This window comes from Pectobacterium parmentieri (assembly GCF_001742145.1).
GTDB lineage: Bacteria > Pseudomonadota > Gammaproteobacteria > Enterobacterales > Enterobacteriaceae > Pectobacterium > Pectobacterium parmentieri.
Map to the genome: position 1 here is coordinate 3,238,980 of NZ_CP015749.1, position 21,670 is coordinate 3,260,649.

Consider the following 21,670-nt stretch of genomic DNA (forward strand, 5'->3'; position numbering starts at 1 on the left):
TTTTGACATAACTTACCGGCATACAGCGCACCGAGTACGCTCATCAGAGTCAGGATGTGCTATGTCATAGCACGGCGTTAATAACCACTTGCAAACCCTGAGCGCTCTTTTACCATTAGGCCATCGCCCTTAGCGCAGGATTGTACTATATGGTTAACCAACATACGGCTCATCAACGCCCTTTTGCCTCACACCCTCCACTGACTTCCGCTCAGCTCGACGCCACGCTCATCTCACTGGATGATTGGGCGCTAGCCACACTGGTCGGGCCGGATACCGTCAAATATCTTCAGGGACAGGTTACCGCGGATGTCGGCGCACTGGCTGACGATCGACACATTCTTTGCGCCCACTGCGACGCGAAAGGAAAAATGTGGAGCAACCTGCGCCTGTTCCATCACGGCGAGGGGTTTGCTTTCATTGAGCGGCGTAATCTACGCGACGCTCAGCTTAGCGAACTGAAAAAATACGCCGTTTTTTCGAAAACCACCATCGCGCCAGACGACAGCGCCGTGCTGCTGGGTGCAGCAGGAGCGGGCATCCGCGAACAGTTGGCCTCGGTATTTAACCAACTTCCAGACGCTGAGCATCCTGTCGTGCAGCACGAAGGTGCCACCTTACTGCATTTCACTCATCCCGCAGAGCGTTTCCTGCTGGTGCTGTCTTCTGAGCAAAACGCTGCGTTGCTTGAACAGCTCGACGATAAAGTCAGCCTGAATGACAGCCGCCAATGGCTGACGTTGGATATTGAGGCCGGTCAGCCCATCATTGACAGCGCAAACAGTGCGCAGTTCATCCCGCAAGCGACTAATTTACAGGCATTAAATGGAATTAGCTTCAGCAAAGGGTGCTATACCGGTCAGGAAATGGTTGCTCGGGCAAAATATCGCGGGGCGAATAAGCGTGCGCTCTACTGGCTGGCGGGTAAAGCAAACCGGGTGCCGCAGGCGGGAGACGATCTCGAACTGCAGCTTGGCGAGAACTGGCGTCGTACCGGGACAGTATTAGCAGCCAGCCAATTGCAGAACGGTGACGTTTGGGTACAGGCAGTGTTGAATAACGATCTGAACGCGGAGAACGTGCTACGCGTGCGTGACGACACCGAAAGCCAGCTCACGGTTCAGCCTCTGCCGTATGAGATCACGGATTAATCCGGCGAGTGACATGACGCATGAGTCTAACGGGCTCATGCGTTTTATACGAACTTAAATATAAAGATAAATCGCCAGAAAGTGGCAGACGCAGCCGCCTAACACAAATCCGTGCCAAATCGCATGGTTATAGGGAATACGCTTACTGGCGTAGAAAATCACCCCCAGCGTATACACTACACCGCCCACCGCTAACAGCGTCACACTCCCCGCCGACAGCTTCATCACCATCTGATAAATCACCACCAGCGACAGCCAACCCATGACCAGATAGGTAATTAACGACAACACTTCAAAACGGTGGGCAAACGCCAGTTTGAAGAGCACGCCCAACAGCGCCATGCTCCAGATGACGACCATCAAACCGTGCGCCAGCGGTGAATCCAGCCCCACCAGCAAAAAAGGCGTATAAGTTCCGGCAATCAACAGATAGATAGCGCAGTGGTCGAACTTTTTCAACCACGGTTTAATGCGCTGAGAAGGGATCGCGTGGTACAGCGTCGAAGCCAAAAATAGCAGGATAATACTGCCGCCATAAAGGCTGTAGCTGGCAATCGCCACGCTCCCGGCATCATTGTTGACCGCCTGCACCAGCAGCAAAACCAGACCAACAATACCGAAAATTACACCGATTCCATGGCTGATGCTGTTCGCAATTTCCTCTGCCAGCGAGTAGTCCGACATCTGGGCATTTTTTGACATCAATAGGTTCCGCAGTATTTCGCCATAGAGAGTGTTCTGGCAGTATCTGCCCCGTCTTTCCCGCTCTTGCTCGGGAATGACACAGACACGAGTGTTTAACCTTTGAGCAGATTAACTGAGAATAGTTTCAGTGTACACGTGTAAGCTAAAATAATTATCCTCCCCCCCCTTCCACCGTCTCTCTGACTTAACGTGCAATCATGCATGTCAATCTCAGACAACATCCCCTACAATGACCGACTTCGATATTTCCCTGTTTTTTGAAGGGCTCTGCCGTTCTTACCGGTTATTTGCGTTAACGGTCATCCGGTTCTAACGCCCACAGCGCCTTCCTTCTGGTCTTATTGCATAATTTTGTCATGCACGACTTTGTCACGCATCGTTTTCACTGCAAGAGGTACGCTTTTCATGTCATCTTCCCCATCTACTCTGAATTTCGGTTCCATGACCGATGTGTTCGGCTTTCTGATAGAAATCGATAAATTAAAAAGCGTACAGCGCCGCACCAAGATTATCGCCAGCGAGCGCCACGAAGATTCTGCCGAACACAGTTGGCATTTTGCCGTCGCCGCGATGGCGCTGGCCCCTTACGCGGGTGAAGGCGTGGATATTCAGCGCGTAATCCAAATGGCGTTGATCCACGATATCGTCGAAATCGATGCAGGCGATGTGCTCGTTTACGATCTTTCCGCGCGTCTTGCGATTCACGATCAGGAAGTCGCTGCCGCTGCCCGTATTTTTGGCCTGCTGCCAGAGCCACAGCGTCAGCAATTCCACGACCTGTGGGAAGAATACGAAGCGAATGAAACCCCCAGCGCCCAGTTCGCCCTGATGCTCGATCGCGTCATGCCGATGCTGATGAATCTGTACAACGGTGGTCAAAGCTGGGTAGAAAACGGCATCCGCCTGGAACAGGTGCTCGACCGCGCCGGGTTCATCGCCGCGATCAACCCGGAACTGTGGCAATACCTGAAGCAGCATCTGGAAGACGCCAAAGCCAAAGGATGGTTACTATAATTCGATTTTCCCGATAACCGCCCGTCGCCGGGTATTCGCGTCAGGAGAGAGTGGTGTCTTTAAAAACAATCGCAAATAACCTGGGTTTGTCGGTGGCGGCAGTGAGTCGTGCTCTCAACGGCCATCGGGATATCTCCGAAGCCACGCGCCAGCGTATCCAGGAAGAGGCTGAGCGCATCGGCTATCGCCCTAATACGCACGCGCGCCGCCTGAAAATGGGCAAAAGCGACGCAGTCGGGCTGGTCTATCCCTATGCCTCTTCTCTGAGCAACGATATCTTTTTTGAGATGATTGGCGCGATCAGTCGCAAACTGGCACAGCACGACGTCGATTTTCTCCTGCTGGCAGATGAACAAGACGAATGTCAGAACGGTGTTCGGTTGATCACCAGTCGCCGTATCGACGCGCTGATCGTGGCACACACCTGTGAGCAGGATGCTCGACTGACGCTACTGCAACGTAACAAAGTGCCTTTTCTCGCGCTGGGGCGTAGCCAGTTGCCGCACCCTTACGCGTGGTTCGATTTTGACAACCGCGCAGGTATGGCGCTAGCGACCGAACACCTGATCGAACTCGGCCATCGCCGTATCGCCATGCTAAGCGAAGACCACTCACAAGCGTTCATTATGCAGCGTCGTCAGGGTTATCGTGATGCCCTGCAACGTCACAACCTGCCGTTTCACGATGCCTACCTGCGCTGTGTCAGCCCTACGCGCCGAGCGGGTTACCAGGCCATGCTCGACCTTCTGGCACTGCCTGAGCCGCCAACCGCAATGGTGATGGATGGCAACGTCCACGGCGATGGCGCTGTCGCTGCATTGCAGCAAGAAGGCCGCCTTTCCGGTTCACACCCTATGGCGTTAGTGATGTATGACGGTTTGCCACAGGACAGCCTGACAGACATTAGCGTGACGGCGATAGAGCAGGCGACGCGGGAACAGGTTGGTGAACAGATTGCCAGCATGACGCAGGCGCTCATCGCGGGCGAAGCCGTAGAAAATTTGCAGGTGTTATGGCAGCCGACGCTTCGCCTCGGTAAAACGAGCTTTCCCGCCTAATCTATTCGGCGATCAGCCCCCTCTCATACGACATCGGTTGGCTTTTTTTACGCCAGCCGCCAGCGAGACACCCTTCACATCTTCATCGAAATCCTTTTCTATTCCCCAACGATTATTTTATCAACATCACAATTCTTAAACGTTTAAGTTGATGACTTAATCGTTTAAGTTTTCACTAGGAAGCACGAGTCGTAATTTGGAGTCTTCCTCATGAAGCGTGATATTGTTCAATTAACCAGCGCACAGTGTGATGTTATCGTGCGCTGCGCCCCGGACGCAGAAATTCTCTATTGGGGACCACGGCTGTGTAGTTTTTCGCCAGAAGATGTCGTTTCCCTGCAACGCCCCATCGCCAACGGTCGTCTGGATGTGGATCTCCCCCTGACGCTGGCGATGGAATACGGGCGTGGACAGTTCGGCTCGCCGGGTATTGAAGGGCACCGAGCGGGCTATGATGCCGCGCCGATCTTCACAACCACACAGGTTGACGTTCAAGACAACACACTCACTATCACAGCAGACGATACGCAGGCTGGTCTTCGCCTGATCAGCGAACTGCATCTGGACCCGCAGACCGATGTACTGCAACTGCGCCACACGCTACAGAATTTGCGTACTGATGCCTGGCAAGTGCAGCGTCTCGCCGTCACGTTGCCTGTCCCAGAACGGGCGAACGATGTCATGGCGTTTCACGGCCGCTGGCTGCGTGAGTTTCAGGCTCACCGCCTCACGTTGCAGCACGGCGGTTTTATTCAGGAAAGCCGTCGGGGAAGAAGCTCACACGAATATTTCCCGGCGCTAATTCTCGGCGAGCCTACGTTCAGCGAACAACGTGGTTCGGTATGGGGTATACATTTAGGCTGGAGCGGCAACCATCGGCTGCGTGCCGATATCAAAACCGACGGACGCCGCGTCGTACAGGCAGAAGCCCTTTATCTGCCGGGTGAAATCACGCTGGCGCAGTCGGAATCGCTTACGACACCGTGGGTGTACGCGGCCTTCTCCGATACCGGCTTGAACGGCATGAGCCAGCGCTATCACACCTTCCTGCGCCAATCGCTGATCCAGTTCTGCGGCGATAAGCCACGCCCGGTACACCTCAATACGTGGGAAGGGATCTATTTCGATCACGACCCTGAATACATCATGCAAATGGCGAGCAAAGCCGCCGATGTCGGCGTAGAGCGCTTCATTATCGATGACGGCTGGTTTCGCGGACGCCATCACGACCGAGCCGCGCTCGGCGACTGGTATCTGGATGAGGAAAAATACCCTAACGGGCTGATGCCAGTGATTGAGCATGTCAAAGCCTTGGGGATGGAGTTCGGCATTTGGGTCGAACCGGAGATGATTAACCCCGATTCAGACCTGTTCCGCGCGCATCCCAACTGGGTACTGCAATTGCCCGGCTACGAGCAACCCACGGGCCGTTATCAGTATGTACTGAATTTAAACCAGCCCGACGCCTTCGCTTATTTACTGGAGCGGCTGAGCTGGCTACTGGGCGAGCATCCTGTCGATTATGTGAAATGGGATATGAACCGCGAACTGGTGCAGCCCGGCCATGAAGGACGACTGGCTGCCGATGCGCAAACCCGACAGTTCTATCGCCTGCTCGATACCCTGCGCCAGCGTTTTCCCCATGTTGAATTTGAATCCTGCGCCTCCGGCGGCGGCCGCATCGACTACGGCGTGCTTGAGCGTACCCAGCGCTTCTGGGTATCGGATAACAACGATGCGCTGGAGCGCCAGACGATCCAACGCGGCATGAGCTACTTCTTTCCACCAGAAGTGATGGGGCAACACATCGGCCACGCGCGCTGCCACGCGACGTATCGGCGTCATACCATCGCCTTTCGCGGTTTGACCGCTCTGTTCGGTCACATGGGAATCGAGCTGGATCCTGTCAAAGCGGATGACGAAGAACTGGAAGGCTATCGCCACTACATCCAGTTGCATAAGACGCTGCGTCCGCTGCTGCACAGCGGCACCACCTGGCGGGTAGAGATGCCGGACGATACGGTGCAGGCCACCGGCGTGGTGAGCAACGATCGACAACATGCCGTTTTCCAAATCGCCCAGTTGCGCATGCCAGATTATTCGCTGGCAGGCACGCTCCGCTTCCCCGGCCTGCTGCCCAACACACGCTATGAAGTCAAACTATTGGATGGCCCAGAGATCAAAACGGTACGCGAAGGTGGTGGCACCATGCGAGAGCTTCCACCCTGGTTACGTCAGCCGATCGTGGTTTCCGGCGACTGGCTGATGCAGGCCGGCCTTGCCCTGCCCGTCCTGACGCCAGAAACCGCCATTCTGATCGGGCTTTCCGCGGTGACGAATACCGTCAGCAAATAACCTTTTTCCTTACCCAACATACACAACACGACCGCGCGGGACAGCATTGTCCCGCGTCACGATAACGTCTACCCCATGAGGGGGAATAAAGATGCCTACTACCTCGTGCTACTACAAAAATAACCGTAACTTCTGGATTTTCGGCGCGTTCTTCTTTCTTTATTTTTTTATCATGGCGACGTGCTTTCCGTTTTTACCAATTTGGCTGTCGGATGTTATCGGGCTCAATAAAACCGATACCGGCATCGTCTTTTCCTTCCTATCTTTGTTCGCCATCCTGTTTCAGCCGTTCCTCGGCATTCTGTCCGACAAGCTGGGCATGAAGAAGCACCTGCTCTGGGTAATCTCCGTGCTGTTGCTCTTTTTTGCCCCTTTCTTCCTGTATGTCTTCGCCCCGCTGTTAAAAATCAACGTGATACTGGGTGCTTTAGTCGGCGGCCTGTATATCGGGTTCTCTTTCAGCGCGGGAGCCGGTGCCATTGAGGCTTACATCGAACGCCTCAGCCGACAGCACCACTTTGAATACGGTAAGGCGCGCATGTTTGGCTGCTTTGGCTGGGGGATCTGCGCCTCAACGGCGGGTATGTTGTTTAACATCAACCCCGATATCGTGTTCTGGATGGGGTCTGGGTCAGCGATTATTTTGCTCGTGTTACTGTGCCTGGCAAAAACGGAGAGCAACCCAACCGCTGCCGTCATGAATTCACTGGGTGCTAACGCCTCGCCTTTTAGCCTGAAGCTGGCATTAGGCCTGCTGACTAACCGTCAGTTCTGGCTGCTGGTGCTGTACGTGGTCGGCGTCGCCTGCATTTATGACGTCTACGATCAGCAATTCGCCAATTTCTTTAAATCGTTCTTTAGTTCACAAGAACAGGGCAATCAGATCTTTGGTTTTGTCACCACCGCAGGAGAAGCGGCAAATGCGCTGGTGATGTTCTGCACACCGTGGCTGATCGGTCGGATCGGGGCTAAAAATGCGCTGTTGGTGGCAGGAACGATTATGTCGATCAGGATTTTGGGGTCGGCCTGCGCCACGTCCATCACGGAAGTCATCATCCTGAAAATGCTGCACGCCTTCGAGGTGCCACTGCTGCTCATCGGGATCTTCAAATACATCGCCAATACCTTTGATTCGCGCTTGTCGGCTACGATTTATCTGGTGGGCTTCCAGTTCGCCAAACAGTTCATGGCGATATTTCTCTCCTCTGCCGCGGGCAATCTGTACGATCGTATCGGCTTCAACCAGACTTACCTGATTCTGGGGGGTATCGCGCTCGCTTTTACAGCGATCTCCGCCTTTACGCTGTCATCTTCACGCAACACGGCGAGTATGCGTTCTCAGGCTGCGCACTGAAAACTATCTCGCATTGAGTCCTCTTGCCCCGCTGGGTCAACATCAACGGGGCAAGATGCCCTTATTTCACGTCTCGCAGCGCGGTTTTATCCACGTAAGGCTTCATGATGCCATCTGCCTCTTTTTGTGCAGCGGCAGCAGCGTCATCGACCTTTTTCGCTGGATCGTTTAACAGCGCCGCCAGTTGATTTTCCATCGCTTTGCGTACCGCGACCGTTTCATAGGTTGCATACCACGGATGAGCATATTGCAGTTGTGACAGCGCAATCGCGGCTCGCGGATCTTTCGCCAGATAGTCTTTCATTTCCGGCAGATCGTAGGCCGCCATACGCGGTGCGAAGTAGCCGGTAAAACGACTCCAGCTTCCGCTGACCTCTGGGCTGACCAGATAGTTCATAAACTGCCAGGCCGCTTTTTTCTGCTCTTCGGAGATCCCCTTGAAGCTCACCAAACTCGCCCCGCCGATAGTCACACCACGACGCTCTTTTTCCGGCATCATCGCTACACCGAGCGAGAAATCTTTGGTGTTTTCACGCATAAAGCCCAGCGCACCGGTGCTCAGCATCGCCATACCCAATTTGCCAGAGAAAAACGCAGCGCTGATTTGCTTAGAATTCAGTACACCGGCTGGCATTGCTTTGTCGCGATACACCAGATCGCGCCAGAACTGGAGCGCACCTTTGGTTGATGCCGTGTTGTAATAGACTTCGCCTGGATAGTCGGCGTTGTAATACGCCCCGCCGTTAGCACGCGTCAGCGCAGACAGCATCCAGCCGCCGTAGTCATCGTTCGTGGATGGGATCATGATGCCCCACTGCCCTTTCGCTGGATCGGTCAGTTTCTTCGCGACCGCCACCACATCATCCCAGCTTTTTGGCGGTTCGTTAAAGCCCGCCTTCTTCAGCATATCTTCGTTGTAATAGAGGATCGGCGTCGAGTTGTGGAACGGGATCGCGTAGGTCACACCCATCACCTGCGCGTTCTGATGCAGCGCAGGCCAGAAATTTTTGCTCAGGAAAGGCGTGGCCTTTTCGTTACCGTATTTGAACAGTTCGTCCATCGGCAGGATTTCATCTTTGATGACCAGATCGGCGGTGAAGTTGGCCGACATAATCACCAGCGCGGGCGGATCGCCCGCTTTAGCGGCGGCTTCCGCTTTCACTTTCGTCGTGTCGTAACTGCCAGTAAAAATCCCACGCACTTCAACCTGATCCTGCGATTGGTTGTACTCTTTGATGATGCGCGTCATTTCCATCGTCAACTTGCCATCAACCGGCGCGGGGAACATAAAATCGATACTCTCTTTTGCTAACGCCGAGCCAGACATCAGCAAGGCTATCGCCAGCGCCATCATACGAGGCTTACGCATTTCTTTTCTCCTGGGATAAATTACGGGCGGTTTGCCCGGAAAACCAATGACAATCCTGCGGTGAAAAATGAAGTACAACGGACATACCGATGTTCGGCACACCACCGCGATTTGGCCGACGATAGCGAATATTTCCCAACGGCGTATCCACGTGAATCAGATACTCCGCGCCAAACAATTCCCGTTGCTTCACCGTTCCCGACAATGACAACTCGCCGTCTGACGCAGCGTGTTCGGTAATATGCTCAGGACGGATCCCTAACAGCACGCGGGTTAATGACCCCGTTTCTTCACTGGCAGGCAGTGCAACGGACAATGCCTGTAAAATCGCGTGACCATCGGTACAGGGTAGCGTCAGCATGTTCATCGCGGGCGTACCGATAAATCCAGCGACAAAGACATTAGCCGGGTGAGAATATAGCTGCTCTGGCGTGCCAACCTGTTGCAGCACGCCACGATCCAGTACGGCGATCCTGTCCGCCATCGTCATCGCTTCGATCTGATCGTGCGTGACGTAAACCGTAGTGGTTTTCAACTGCCGATGTAGATCCATAATGCCATCCCGCACATCGCTGCGCAGGCGGGCATCCAGATTAGACAGCGGTTCATCCATCAGAAACAAACGTGGATCGCGCACGATCGCTCGCGCCATTGCCACGCGCTGACGCTGGCCACCGGACAGTTTTCCCGGTTTTCGTTTGAGTAATGGTTCAAGCTGGAGCAGGCTGGCAACGCGCTGCACCCGCTGTGGATAGTCTGCCTTCGGCTCGCCGCGCATCCGCATGCCAAAAGTGATGTTCTGCTCGACCGTCAGGTGAGGAAACAGCGCGTAGTTCTGGAAAATCATCGAAAAATTACGCTGCTTCGGGCTCCACGTCGTAATGTCGTCATCCTCCAGCAGGATTTGCCCATCACTCACGTCTTCCAGACCGGCCAGCATACGCAGCAGCGTACTTTTTCCACAGCCGGACGGCCCGACCAGCACTAGAAATTCGCCGTCAGCGATATCCAAAGACAGCGACGCCAGCGCCTGCGTGTGCTCGAAGTGTTTACTGATATTGCGCAACTGAATCACGGCCATTACGCGTCCACCGGGCAGCTAATACGTGGGTCATAGAGATAAGGCCCGGGGTAAGATGCGATCGATTGACTGTAGCTCACCAGCCCAGTCACCGGCACGTAGCGATGCATCACCACGCTAGCGGGCTCCAGGTTGTAATACGGCGCATCGTCTTCGTAGAAATACGGCACCTGATGGACGGTGCCCGGCACTGTGGCAATAATGGCTTGGCGGTACTGCGTCATAATCAGACGATGCGTATGGCCGCAAAATACGCGAGTAAGCTGCGGGAAACGTTCGATCAGCATCAGCAGTTCATGCCCGTTTTCGCAGGCGATACGATCCATTTGCGCCGATCCCAGCGGCAGCGGCGGGTGGTGCATAAAGATCGCCGTTTCACGCGTCGAATGATCCTGTAATTGTTGTTCCAGCCAGCCCAGCGTGGACGGCGTCAACCACCCTTTTGATTGCCCCGCCAGACTGGTGTCAATGAACAGCAAACGCATTGGGAAATCATCCACCGCATAGCGGATATTTTCCGGGTCATCACCCAGTTGCGGACACAGCGGACGCATAGCATTGAGGAAATGCTGCTTGTCATCATGATTGCCCGGAATCACATACAGCGGGTAATCCAGCATCTGCAACACGCGCTGGGCAACCTGATACTCCTGCGGACGCCCGCAGTTAACAATGTCACCGCTAATCACGATGGCATCTGGCCGCTCACGCAGCGCGTTTAACTGGTTGATGACTTGCGCATTTTCCCCGTTAATATCAATAAATTCATAGAGCTTGCGTCCCTCACTGCGAAAATGCAGATCGGAAATCTGAGCCAGCAACATAACAACCACCTCTATCATTATTTCGCCCACTGGCGAACACCGATCGTTTAAGGATCGAGATACACGGAGCGTGTTGCTCCTGATAAATAGAATGAAGTCACCCATATGGCCTAACGCCGATCGCCTAAACACCGAGATACACGGGGCGACCACAGGGGTGAGGCGTCCCTGCGGGAACCTCCCCCTGTGTTTCCCCTAACAACGGGCTTAAGTAATCAGTCTCCCCCGCATGGCCTCATCCGCGATTCACTTAATGCCCGAGAAGCCGAAGCTACTCAGGAACTGCTTCTGGAACACCACAAAGGCCACCATCAGCGGCAGACATACCAGCAGCGTACCCGCGCAAATTAACCCCCACTGTCCGCCGGACTCAGCGCCCATCGCGAACGACACCAGCCCGATGGTCAGCACCTGTTTGTCAGGGTCGTTGAGCACCATCAGCGGCCAGAGATATTCGTTCCAGTGGTAGGTAATGCTGACCGTGGCGAAAGCCAGAATAGACGGCCAGGTCATGGGGATCAGGACGTGAAATACCACCTGCCACCAACGGCAACCTTCCATCAACGCGGCTTCTTCGATTTCTTTAGCAATATTGAGAAACGCCTGACGCATCAGAAATACGCCAAACGCCGAAGCGAAATACGGCATCATCACGCCAGTCAGGGTGTTGAGCAGGCCGAGCTGCTTAAGCGTCATCATGTTTGGCACCATCATGACGACAGGCATGATCATCATTTGAATCAGCAGCAGGTAGAACAGCAGCGTTTTTCCACGGAATTCGTGGTAGGCGAAGATGTAGCCCGCCGTGGTGATCGTCACCAGTTGTACCAGAAACGTGCCGACCGCAAAGATCAGCGTGTTGGTATAGAGCCGCAACCAATCGGCACTGTCCCACGCATCGCGGAAGTTATCGAACGTCAGCGGAAGGCGCGGCAACAGCGAGGCCATATCCACACCAAAGCTACTGGTACTAATGGAAGAAGACAGCATCCAGATAAACGGACTGATCCACAGCAACGCGGCACAAATCAGCAGCAACGGCAGCGTAAACCGCGTCGTGATGCGAAGAGGATGGGTCACGCTTCGGCTTGCAGCGCGCTGACTGTTCACGCTCCGAACGTCAACGATCTGATTTTCAGCGCTCATAGTGTGCTCCCTTCTCCAGCACCTTCAGATTCATAATGGAAAAGGCAAACAACAACGCCAGCGTCAGGAAAGTGGCCGCGGAGGCTTTGCCCAGATCGTGCGTATCATTCGCCAGATCCTGAATGTAATAGAGCAGCACGGTCGTGGCGTTATTCGGCCCGCCGCGCGTCATCACGGCGACGTGATCAATCTGGGTAATGGCGTAGATAAAAGCGATGGTCACCACGAAGGCGATGGTTGGCCGCAGCAGCGGCAGCGTGACGTAGAAAAACACCTGACGCCGTGAAGCCCCTTCCATCAGCGCCGCCTCACGGGCAGAGCTAGAAATCGCTTGCAGACCGGCGAGAAAAAACAGCATGTAGTATCCCGCAAATTTCCAGATACCAATGACGCTCACCGCCACCAGCGCGCTGTCACTCATACCGAGATAGTTGTTATTCATCGGGCCGAACACTTTCGCCAGATAGTAATCCAGCAGCCCCAGTCCCGGCATAAAGATGAACAGCCACAGCGTCGCGGCGCTCACCAGCGGAATAATCATCGGAAAGAAAAAAGCAGTACGCAGCCAGCGATTCACGCGCGTGTTTTCCCACAGCAGCACCGCCAGCAACAGCGCCAACAGCACACCGGGCACGACTGTCATCAGGATATACAACACGTTGTTCAACAACGCCTGCCAGAACACCGCGTCCTGCACCAGACGTGCAAAATTATCCAACCCGACGAACAGCGGCGTATCGGCATTCAAACGGGTGTCATACAGGCTGTCGATGACCGAACGCAGCAAGGGGAAATAGGTGAAGGCAAGCAAAAAAACCAGCGTTGGCAACAGTACAAGATAGGGAAAATATTTTGCACGCATAACTCAAAGGTCACTCAGTGTGAAACACAGAGGCCTTACCCTAGAGCGCTAGCGTGTCAAAGGGGCGTCAGTTTAATGACAGTTTGTTTTCGGAAATGGAAAATATGTCTGCAAATAATTTCGCAGGCACATGATGAATGCCTCCAACGCCGGATTCACTGGCAGACTGGATGAGGACGCATGGCAAAACATTGGAAGATAGTGGCTAAGTACACTATGCCAACGCGGCATCATGCTGCCATAGGCAGGAAGAGATAAAAAACAACAACATCATAAATGTAACTACAAACACAGAAAGTAATACTGCTCACTTAAGCCTGTTTTTAGGGGAAACACAGGGGGTTCCCGCAGGGATGCCTCTCCCCTGTGGTCGCCCCGTGTATCTCGATGCTTAAACGGCGAGTATTACCCTTGTAGAGAAGGTTTTAGGAACCATGAGCAACAACGCTACTGACGTTGTAAATGACTGCCAGTGTTGCTAATTACGCATAGTCGCTCATCGGCACACACGAGCAAAACAGATTACGGTCGCCGTAAACGTCATCCAGACGCTTCACGCTCGGCCAATACTTGTGTTCGCTACCTGCCGGGAATACCGCCAGCTCGCGGCTGTACGGATGCGCCCAGTCAGCGACCAGCTCCACCTGCGTGTGCGGCGCGTTGACCAACGGGTTGTCGTCCAGCGGCCATTCGCCCTGCGCTACGCGGTTAATTTCGGCACGGATCGCCAGCATCGCATCGATAAAGCGATCGATCTCCACCTGACTTTCTGATTCCGTCGGCTCCACCATCAGCGTGCCCGCTACCGGGAACGACATGGTCGGCGCATGGAAACCGTAGTCAATCAGACGCTTGGCAATATCCATTTCGCTGATGCCAGTGCTTTCCTTGAGTGGACGAATGTCCAGAATGCACTCGTGCGCGACACGACCATCACGGCCGGTGTAAAGCACTGGATAGGCCTGCTGCAAACGCACCGCGATATAGTTGGCGTTCAGGATCGCCATCTGGCTAGCCTGTTTAAGTCCTTCCGCACCCATCATGCGGATGTACATCCAGCTAATCGGCAGAATCGAGGCGCTGCCGAACGGTGCCGCAGAGACAGCCCCTTGTTCCGTCAGCACACCATCGATTTTGACTACCTGATGACCCGGCACAAACGGAGCCAGATGCGCTTTCACGCCAATCGGCCCCATACCCGGACCGCCACCGCCGTGCGGAATACAGAAAGTTTTATGCAGGTTCAGGTGCGATACGTCCGCGCCGATGTAGCCCGGCGTCGTAATCCCAACCTGTGCGTTCATATTCGCGCCATCCAGATACACCTGACCGCCGTGTTGATGCACGATCTGGCACACTTCGCGGATCGTCTCTTCATAGACGCCGTGGGTAGACGGATACGTCACCATGATGCAGGAAAGCTGTTCGCCCGCCGCCTGCGCCTTCTCACGCAGATCGTGTAGGTCGATGTTGCCCTGTTTGTCACAGGCCACCACCACCACTTCCATTCCCGCCATCTGCGCCGATGCCGGGTTAGTCCCGTGCGCGGAGCTAGGGATCAGGCAGAGATGACGGCCCGCTTCATTGCGACTTTCATGATAGCGGCGGATCGCCAGCAGCCCCGCATATTCCCCCTGTGCGCCCGAGTTGGGCTGCATGCAAACTGCATCATAACCCGTCAGTTGCACCAGCCAACCTGATAGCTGCTCGATCATCTGACGATAACCCAGCGCCTGTTCCGGCGGGCAAAATGGGTGCAGCTCGGCAAATTCCGGCCAGGTAATCGGCAGCATTTCTGCCGCCGCGTTGAGCTTCATGGTGCAAGAACCGAGCGGGATCATCGCCTGATTCAGCGCCAGATCCTTACGCGCCAGACGGTGCAGATAGCGCATCATCTCGGTTTCGCTGTGATAGCGGTTGAAAACCGGATGCGACAGGATCGCATCATGGCGCAACAATCCAGCCGGGATCGTCGCGACCTGTTGCCCGATGGCCAAATCGAGCGCTTCAACATCCAACCCGTGATCGTCGCCTAACAGCACGGCAAACAGCGCCAGCACGTCTTCACGCGTCGTCGCTTCGTCCAGCGTGATACCCACGGCACTCGCCAAATCGCTGCGCAGGTTGATGCCAAAACTTAGTGCCCGACTCAGCACCGCGTCTTTATCTGCAACTTCAATGGTTAGCGTGTCGAACCAACTGCGATGACGCAGTAACAGCCCGCCCTGCGTTAGCCCTGCCGCCAGAATATCAGTCAGACGATGGATGCGCCCCGCAATACGTTTGAGCCCTTCCGGGCCGTGGAATACCGCATACATTCCCGCAATGTTGGCCAGCAACACCTGCGAGGTACAAATATTGGAGTTCGCCTTCTCGCGGCGAATATGCTGTTCACGCGTCTGCATCGCCATGCGCAGCGCGGTATTGCCCGCCGCATCACGCGACACGCCGATAATACGGCCTGGCATGGCACGTTTATGTTCATCACGACAGGCAAAGAATGCCGCGTGTGGGCCGCCGTAGCCCATCGGCACGCCGAAACGCTGTGCAGAACCGAAAACGATATCCGCGCCCTGCTTGCCCGGCGCAGTCAGCAGCACCAATGCCATAATGTCCGATGCCACGCAACTGACGACCTTACGCGCTTTCAGTGACGCCATCAGGCCACTGTAATCGTGCAGCTCGCCCGTAGTCCCTGCCTGCTGTAGCAGTACGCCAAACACCGCATCGTCTTTCAGTGCCTCTTCAGCCTTACCGACCACAATCTCAAAGCCGAATGTTTCCGCACGGGTACGCACTACGTCCAGCGTTTGCGGATGCACATCATCGGCGACAAAGAAACGCTCAGCCTGCTTGAGCTTGCTGATACGTTTTGCCATCGCCATCGCTTCCGCAGCAGCAGTGGCTTCATCCAGCAGCGAAGCAGAGGCCAGATCGAGTCCGGTTAAGTCCTGTGTGACCTGCTGGAAATTCAGCAGTGCTTCAAGACGCCCCTGAGAGACTTCCGGCTGGTACGGCGTATAGGCGGTGTACCAACCTGGGTTTTCCAGCACGTTGCGTAAAATCACTGGCGGCATCAGCACTGCGCTGTAGCCCATGCCGATATAACTCTTATAACGTTGATTGCGTCCTGCAATGGCCTTCAGCTCAGCTAACGCCTCATGCTCCGTCGTGGCTTCCCCCACCGCTGGCGGGCTAGGCAGTTGAATGTCCACCGGGACAATCTGACGAATAAGCGCATCCAGAGACGTCGCCCCCACCACCGACAGCATGTGCTGCTGCTGGCTGACGGAAGGGCCGATATGGCGCTCGATAAACGCGCCGTCATGTTCGAGTTGACTGAGTGTCTGGGTCATTACAGCAATTTCCTGTATCGGTTGTGCCTGCATCAATCGTGATAGCGGCCGCGCTGGAATACGACGCGGTGAATAAAATAAAACGCCCCAGCACAGAGGCCGGGGCGCGTTCACTACTCGTCTTCTTCTAACGACGCCTGATAGCCTTCAGCATCAAGCAGTTCATCCAAATCAGACTCATCAGAAATTTTGATACGAAACAGCCAGCCGTCGGTATAAGGCGCGCTGTTGACCAGCTCAGGGGAGCTTTCCAGATCCTCGTTAATTTCCACGATCTCACCGCTGATGGGCGCGTAAATATCTGAGGCCGCTTTTACCGACTCCGCCACCGCGCAGTCATCGCCAGCCGCAACCACTGTGCCCACTTCCGGTAAATCGATAAACACCATGTCACCCAAAAGCTCCTGCGCGTGTTCGGTAATGCCCACGCTGTAGATACCACCGCCCTCATGCAGTACCCATTCATGCGACGTGGTGTATTTTAATTCTGCTGGTACATTGCTCATTGCATCCCCTTTCGTAAAATCGTCAATCCTATATACCCGTCATACTTCAAGCTGCTTGTGCGTTAGCAATACTCGGCTCATCTCTGAGCCTCGCCCTGAAGGGCCGCCGCAAGCGGCGTTCAAATCGGCTAAGCCGATTTGTCCTCATTCACCCCAGTCACTTACTTGTACTTGTGTAAGCTCCTGGGGATTCACTCGGTTGCTGCCTTCACGCAACTCGAATTATTTAGGGTATGGCTTATTGTGATAAGCATGCGGCTATTAATACTGAACGATGGCTTTTCCGGCACGGACAAAGCCGGGTTTGGTCACGCGTACCGGCAGTTCGCGGTGACGAATCTGCACGATAGCCTGCTCACCAATCCCCGCCGGAACACGCGCCAGCGCGATACTAACGCCCAGCGTTGGCGAAAACGATCCGCTGGTGATCGTTCCTTCGCGCATCACACCATCACTATCAGTAAAGCGCACAGGTAAATCATTGCGCAATACGCCTTTTTCCGTCAGCACCAAACCAACCAGTTGCTCGGTGCCTTTTTCACGCTGATGCGTTAACGCCTCACGCCCGATAAACTGGCGATCTTCCGGCAGCCAGGCGATTGTCCAGCCCATATTGGCCGCCAGCGGCGAAGTCCCCTCATCCATATCCTGGCCGTACAGGTTCATCCCTGCTTCCAGCCGCAACGTATCGCGCGCACCCAGCCCGCAGGGCTTCACACCAACCGCCAGCAGTTGCTGCCAGAAATCGACCACCTGCTCATTCGGCAATGCAATTTCATAACCGGCTTCGCCTGTATACCCCGTCGTGGCAACGAAGACGTCTCCTGCCTGCCTGCCAAAAAATGGCTTCATGCTAGCAACTGCTGCCACATCTGCATCGCTCAGGCCTTTTGCCTTCAGGATCGCTTGAACTTTTTCCTGCGCCTGTGGGCCTTGTACTGCGATCAGCGCCAGATCCTTGCGCTCATTGATTGCGACACCGAACGGTGCAGCGTGCTGCTCGATCCAGGCGAGGTCTTTTTCGCGTGTCGCGGAGTTCACCACCAGACGGAAATCATCTTCCGTCAGAAAATAAACGATCAGATCGTCAATCACGCCACCGGAAGCATTCAGCATGCCGGTATACAGCGCTTTGCCTGGCTGGGTGAGTTTGGCGACATCATTCGCCAGCAGATAACGCAGGAACTCACGCGTTCTCACACCGTGCAAATCAACGATAGTCATGTGGGAGACATCAAAAATACCGGCTTCCCGACGCACAATGTGGTGCTCGTCCAGTTGGGAGCCGTAATGCAGCGGCATCATCCAGCCATGAAAATCCACCATTTTGGCGCCATCGGCCAGATGTTGTTGGTACAACGGGGTCTGCTTTGCCATTCCTCATCCCTCTTCAGCGCATGGTGTTCAGGCGATAAAACACACTGCGCAAACGATATCTTCTGACTGAACTTACCACCGAAGTGCAGGGTAAACCACACACTTAGTCATAAGATAAACTATATAGAAACTGAAGAAAGATGAACCACTCACAAAAAACAACACAGTGTAATATGCTTAATTACTGAAAAAAATAAGCACGTAAATTATTTACATGAGTAGATAACACAGATTAATGACATTAAAACTGGCTAACTTAGGGAATGTCTCTCGAATAAAAAAACCATTCGGATTAGATAATATAATGATAAAAACGGACTTAAATTAGATTTTTTCAATCAAAATCCCACAGCAAACCCCAGCCTTATTCTCTTCCTTACACTGCCATCATCACGATTTTGTGAGCCACTTCTCAAGCCTCTTTACCTCCGTGCCAGCGTACAAGATGACATGGCAGCAGGCGGAAGGCGCTCGCCACTCGTTTTTTCCACACTGATAGCAAGGAATTGCGCGACATGTATTTTTCGATTTATCAAAATCAACGTTAAACAGGAGCATACAATGGCTAACAGAATGATTCTTAATGAAACATCCTACTTTGGCGCAGGCGCTATCGCTCAGATTGCCGATGAAGTAAAACGGCGGGGATTCAGGAAAGCCCTGTTGGTGACGGACAAGGATTTGGTTAAATTTGGCGTCGCTGCCAAGGTTACGGCGAAGTTGGATGCAGCGGGCTTACCCTACGATATTTACGATGAGGTGATTCCCAACCCCACCATCAGCGTGGTGGAAAAAGGCATCGAACGCTTCAAGGCATCACAGGCCGATTACCTGATCGCGATTGGCGGCGGTTCACCGCAGGATACCTGCAAAGCCATTGGTATTATTATCAATAACCCTGAATTCGCCGATGTCCGCAGCCTCGAAGGCGTTGCCGCCACCCGACGTCCTGCCGTGCCGATTATCGCGATCCCCACTACCTCCGGCACGGCCGCCGAAGTCACTATCAACTACGTGATCACAGATGAAGAAAAACGTCGCAAATTCGTGTGCGTCGATCCGCATGACATCCCGATTGTCGCCATCGTCGATCCCGACATGATGATGAGCATGCCGGCTTCGCTAAAAGCTGCCACGGGGATTGACGCTCTGACGCACGCCATTGAAGGCTTCACCACCAAAGCCGCCTGGGAACTGACCGATACGCTGCACCTGAAAGCCATTGAGATTATCAGCCGTTCACTGCGCGATTCCGTTGCCGGGAAGCCGAAAGGCGTGGAAGAGATGGCACTGGGGCAATACATTGCTGGTATGGGGTTTTCGAACGTTGGACTTGGGCTGGTACACGGCATGGCACACCCGCTTGGCGCGTTCTACAACACGCCACACGGTGTTGCTAATGCGATCCTGCTGCCGCACATCATGGCCTATAACGCCGATTACACCGGTGAAAAATTCCGGGATATCGCCATTGCGATGGGGGTAAAAGATGCGGCAAACATGCCAATGACTCAGGCGCGAGAAGCCGCGATTAATGCGGTACGGCAGCTTTCCCACGATGTAGATATCCCACCCAGACTACGCGATGTCGGGGTGAGAGAAGAGGACATTCCCGCGTTGGCACAGGCCGCTTTTGACGATGTCTGCACTGGCGGTAACCCACGCGATACCAACATCGACGACATCAAAGCGCTGTATCAGTCTATTTATTGAGGGGTTACAACCGTTTATTAGCACATGACAACAAGGCTCTACGTTGTGCCCGCGATCGTCACTATGCGGGCACAACATTGATACGCGCTAAATCTACACACACTAAATCAGCACACTGATATTCAGATTCTCCATCAGCCAGTGGTTGTCAGAATAATCAACCGGGATGGCAATCACCGCGGGGCCATCTACGTCCATTGCCTGACGGAGTTTGCTGACCAGTTCATCAGCAGATTCCACCGCAAACCCTTTCGCACCAAACGCTTCCGCATAGGCTTTAAAATCAATCGGCCCGAATGCGACACCCGCTGGGCGATGGTATTTGTGCAACTGCTGGATTTCCACCATGTTGTAGCCGTTATCCACCCAGATGATATGCAGGAGATTGCTTTTCAGGCGCACTGCCGTTTCCAGTTCCATACTGGACTGCATAAACCCACCGTCGCCAGAAACAGACACGACTTTTTTGCCAGGTTGTACCAGCGACGCAGCTATCGCCCACGGTAACGCCACGCCCATGGTCTGCTGACCGTTGGTCATCAGAATCTGTCGCGCCCGGAAGCTATACAGGTATCGCGCCAGCCAGATATGGAAACTCCCCATGTCCACACACAGCGTGACATCCTCATTCACAATATCCTGCATCGCCCGTACCAAACGCAGAGGGTGGATCGCAAACCCCGCCATGTTGATAGCACGCGTGCTGAGATCGTGGCGCTGACGCTGACGATCCTGCAACACGTTCTGCGTACCGGAAGACAAGATAAACGGCTCGCTGATACACGCATTCAGCGAATCCATCGTCATCGCGATATTCCCGATCAGTTCGATATCAGGGCGGTAGGCACTATCGATCTCCGCTTGTAGCACATCGATGTGGATCAGCGTCGCCTTGCCCTTATTCCACAGGACCGGATCGTACTCAATGGGGCTATAGCCGACGGTGACAATCACGTCCGCCTGCTGTAACAGCTTGTCTCCAGCCTGATTGTTGAATAGTCCGACGCGTCCAGCAAAATGACTAAATTGTTGCTGATCGATCACGCCAGCAGCCTGATACGTGCTGGTAACCGGTAACTGGCTATGGCGCAAAAAACGACGCAGCGCTTGCGCATTCTCCTGCTGGCTGGCCATTAATCCGAGCAACAGCACCGGGTTTTTAGCCTGTTTCAGCCGTTTGGCCGCTTCCGCAATGTCACTCTGTGGTGCGCCGTTTAACAGCGGCAAGTTCGGGCAAGCCAGTACTGGGCTAATAGCCGGTTCATTGACGATATCCTGTGGCAGGCTGACAAACGCCGCCCCTGGGTGACCGCTTTCCGCTGCCCGGAATGCATTCGCCAGCACTTCAGAGATCGCACTGGATGCCGTGATTTCCGCACTGAATTTACTGACCGGCTGAAACAGGCTGACGGTGTCCAGACTCTGGTGCGTCAACTTGAGCTTATCCGCCCGTTTAACCGCCCCACCCAGCGCCACGACGGCATCTCCCTCGGCGGTTGCCGTCGCCAATCCGGTCACCAGATTGGAACAGCCGGGGCCGGATGTCACCAGCGTCACGCCGGCTTTCCCTGTCAGACGGCCTATTGCCGCCGCCATAAATGCGCCATTCGCCTCATGCCGTACTGGGATCGTTTGAATCGTCGAGTTTTCCAACTCATCAAACACGCGATCGATTTTTGCACCGGGAATACCAAAAATATGCTTCACGCCCTGCGCTTCCAGATGTTTTACAATCAGCTCGGCTCCGCAACTCCAGCTTTGCTGTTCGGTGGACTTTTCCATGACATAACTCCGATGAA

General features: G+C 54.3%; 16 protein-coding genes. 6 read left to right on the plus strand and 10 right to left on the minus strand.

Going from position 1 to position 21,670, the window contains the following annotated elements; translation table 11 throughout:
* Nucleotides 1-149: 149 nt before the first annotated feature.
* Nucleotides 150-1,151: a tRNA-modifying protein YgfZ gene (gene ygfZ, locus A8F97_RS14695; RefSeq protein ID WP_012822579.1), complete on the plus strand. Its 1,002-nt coding sequence runs from the start codon at nucleotides 150-152 to the stop codon at nucleotides 1,149-1,151.
* 54 nt (nucleotides 1,152-1,205) lie between these two features.
* On the opposite strand, the gene trhA is transcribed toward ygfZ, so the two are convergent.
* Nucleotides 1,206-1,853, minus strand: coding sequence for a PAQR family membrane homeostasis protein TrhA (trhA, locus tag A8F97_RS14700; RefSeq protein WP_012822578.1), 648 nt, complete (start codon nucleotides 1,851-1,853; stop codon nucleotides 1,206-1,208).
* A gap of 408 nt (nucleotides 1,854-2,261) precedes the next feature.
* On the opposite strand from trhA, the gene A8F97_RS14705 reads away from it, so the two are divergent.
* From A8F97_RS14705 to A8F97_RS14720, 4 genes are all read left to right on the plus strand, one after another.
* The gene (locus A8F97_RS14705) at nucleotides 2,262-2,870 is read left to right on the plus strand and encodes an HD domain-containing protein (protein WP_014698756.1); all 609 of its coding nucleotides are present in this window, start codon (nucleotides 2,262-2,264) and stop codon (nucleotides 2,868-2,870) included.
* Between the two features lie 53 nt (nucleotides 2,871-2,923).
* Entirely contained in the window at nucleotides 2,924-3,928 is a 1,005-nt protein-coding gene (locus tag A8F97_RS14710) for a LacI family DNA-binding transcriptional regulator (RefSeq protein WP_012822576.1), read from the plus strand.
* Between the two features lie 210 nt (nucleotides 3,929-4,138).
* Nucleotides 4,139-6,283, plus strand: a complete 2,145-nt coding sequence (locus A8F97_RS14715) for an alpha-galactosidase (protein WP_033070903.1) — start codon at nucleotides 4,139-4,141, stop codon at nucleotides 6,281-6,283.
* 91 nt (nucleotides 6,284-6,374) lie between these two features.
* A complete protein-coding gene (locus tag A8F97_RS14720) occupies nucleotides 6,375-7,637 on the plus strand; it encodes an MFS transporter (RefSeq protein ID WP_033070902.1) in 1,263 nt (420 codons plus the stop codon).
* Nucleotides 7,638-7,698: 61 nt separating this feature from the next.
* Here A8F97_RS14720 and A8F97_RS14725 read toward each other — a convergent pair whose 3' ends face one another.
* The 8 genes from A8F97_RS14725 to gcvT form a co-directional block, all read right to left on the minus strand.
* The gene (locus tag A8F97_RS14725) at nucleotides 7,699-9,006 is read right to left on the minus strand and encodes an ABC transporter substrate-binding protein (protein ID WP_012822573.1); all 1,308 of its coding nucleotides are present in this window, start codon (nucleotides 9,004-9,006) and stop codon (nucleotides 7,699-7,701) included.
* The gene (locus A8F97_RS14730; protein WP_025919818.1) at nucleotides 8,999-10,087 is read right to left on the minus strand and encodes an ABC transporter ATP-binding protein; all 1,089 of its coding nucleotides are present in this window, start codon (nucleotides 10,085-10,087) and stop codon (nucleotides 8,999-9,001) included. Before A8F97_RS14730 ends, A8F97_RS14725 begins: the two co-directional genes overlap by 8 nt.
* Nucleotides 10,087-10,911 carry a phosphodiesterase gene (locus tag A8F97_RS14735; RefSeq protein WP_012822571.1) on the minus strand — a complete coding sequence of 275 codons (825 nt, stop codon included), beginning with the start codon at nucleotides 10,909-10,911 and terminating at the stop codon, nucleotides 10,087-10,089. The genes A8F97_RS14730 and A8F97_RS14735 overlap by 1 nt, the downstream gene beginning before the upstream one ends.
* Before the next feature lie 246 nt (nucleotides 10,912-11,157).
* Nucleotides 11,158-12,057 (minus strand): carbohydrate ABC transporter permease, encoded by a 900-nt coding sequence (locus A8F97_RS14740; RefSeq protein WP_012822570.1) that lies wholly within the window; start codon nucleotides 12,055-12,057, stop codon nucleotides 11,158-11,160.
* Nucleotides 12,047-12,919, minus strand: a complete 873-nt coding sequence (locus tag A8F97_RS14745; RefSeq protein ID WP_005971600.1) for a carbohydrate ABC transporter permease — start codon at nucleotides 12,917-12,919, stop codon at nucleotides 12,047-12,049. The genes A8F97_RS14740 and A8F97_RS14745 overlap by 11 nt, the downstream gene beginning before the upstream one ends.
* Before the next feature lie 482 nt (nucleotides 12,920-13,401).
* Nucleotides 13,402-16,275 carry an aminomethyl-transferring glycine dehydrogenase gene (gene gcvP / locus A8F97_RS14750; protein ID WP_025919816.1) on the minus strand — a complete coding sequence of 958 codons (2,874 nt, stop codon included), beginning with the start codon at nucleotides 16,273-16,275 and terminating at the stop codon, nucleotides 13,402-13,404.
* Between the two features lie 113 nt (nucleotides 16,276-16,388).
* A complete protein-coding gene (gene gcvH, locus A8F97_RS14755) occupies nucleotides 16,389-16,781 on the minus strand; it encodes a glycine cleavage system protein GcvH (protein WP_012822568.1) in 393 nt (130 codons plus the stop codon).
* A 261-nt stretch (nucleotides 16,782-17,042) separates the two neighbouring features.
* Nucleotides 17,043-18,158: a glycine cleavage system aminomethyltransferase GcvT gene (gcvT, locus tag A8F97_RS14760; protein ID WP_012822567.1), complete on the minus strand. Its 1,116-nt coding sequence runs from the start codon at nucleotides 18,156-18,158 to the stop codon at nucleotides 17,043-17,045.
* Nucleotides 18,159-18,719: 561 nt separating this feature from the next.
* Here gcvT and fucO point away from each other — a divergent pair.
* Nucleotides 18,720-19,871: a lactaldehyde reductase gene (gene fucO / locus A8F97_RS14765; protein WP_012822566.1), complete on the plus strand. Its 1,152-nt coding sequence runs from the start codon at nucleotides 18,720-18,722 to the stop codon at nucleotides 19,869-19,871.
* Nucleotides 19,872-19,973: 102 nt separating this feature from the next.
* Here fucO and alsS read toward each other — a convergent pair whose 3' ends face one another.
* Nucleotides 19,974-21,653 (minus strand): acetolactate synthase AlsS, encoded by a 1,680-nt coding sequence (alsS, locus tag A8F97_RS14770; RefSeq protein WP_012822565.1) that lies wholly within the window; start codon nucleotides 21,651-21,653, stop codon nucleotides 19,974-19,976.
* Nucleotides 21,654-21,670 lie beyond the last annotated feature (17 nt).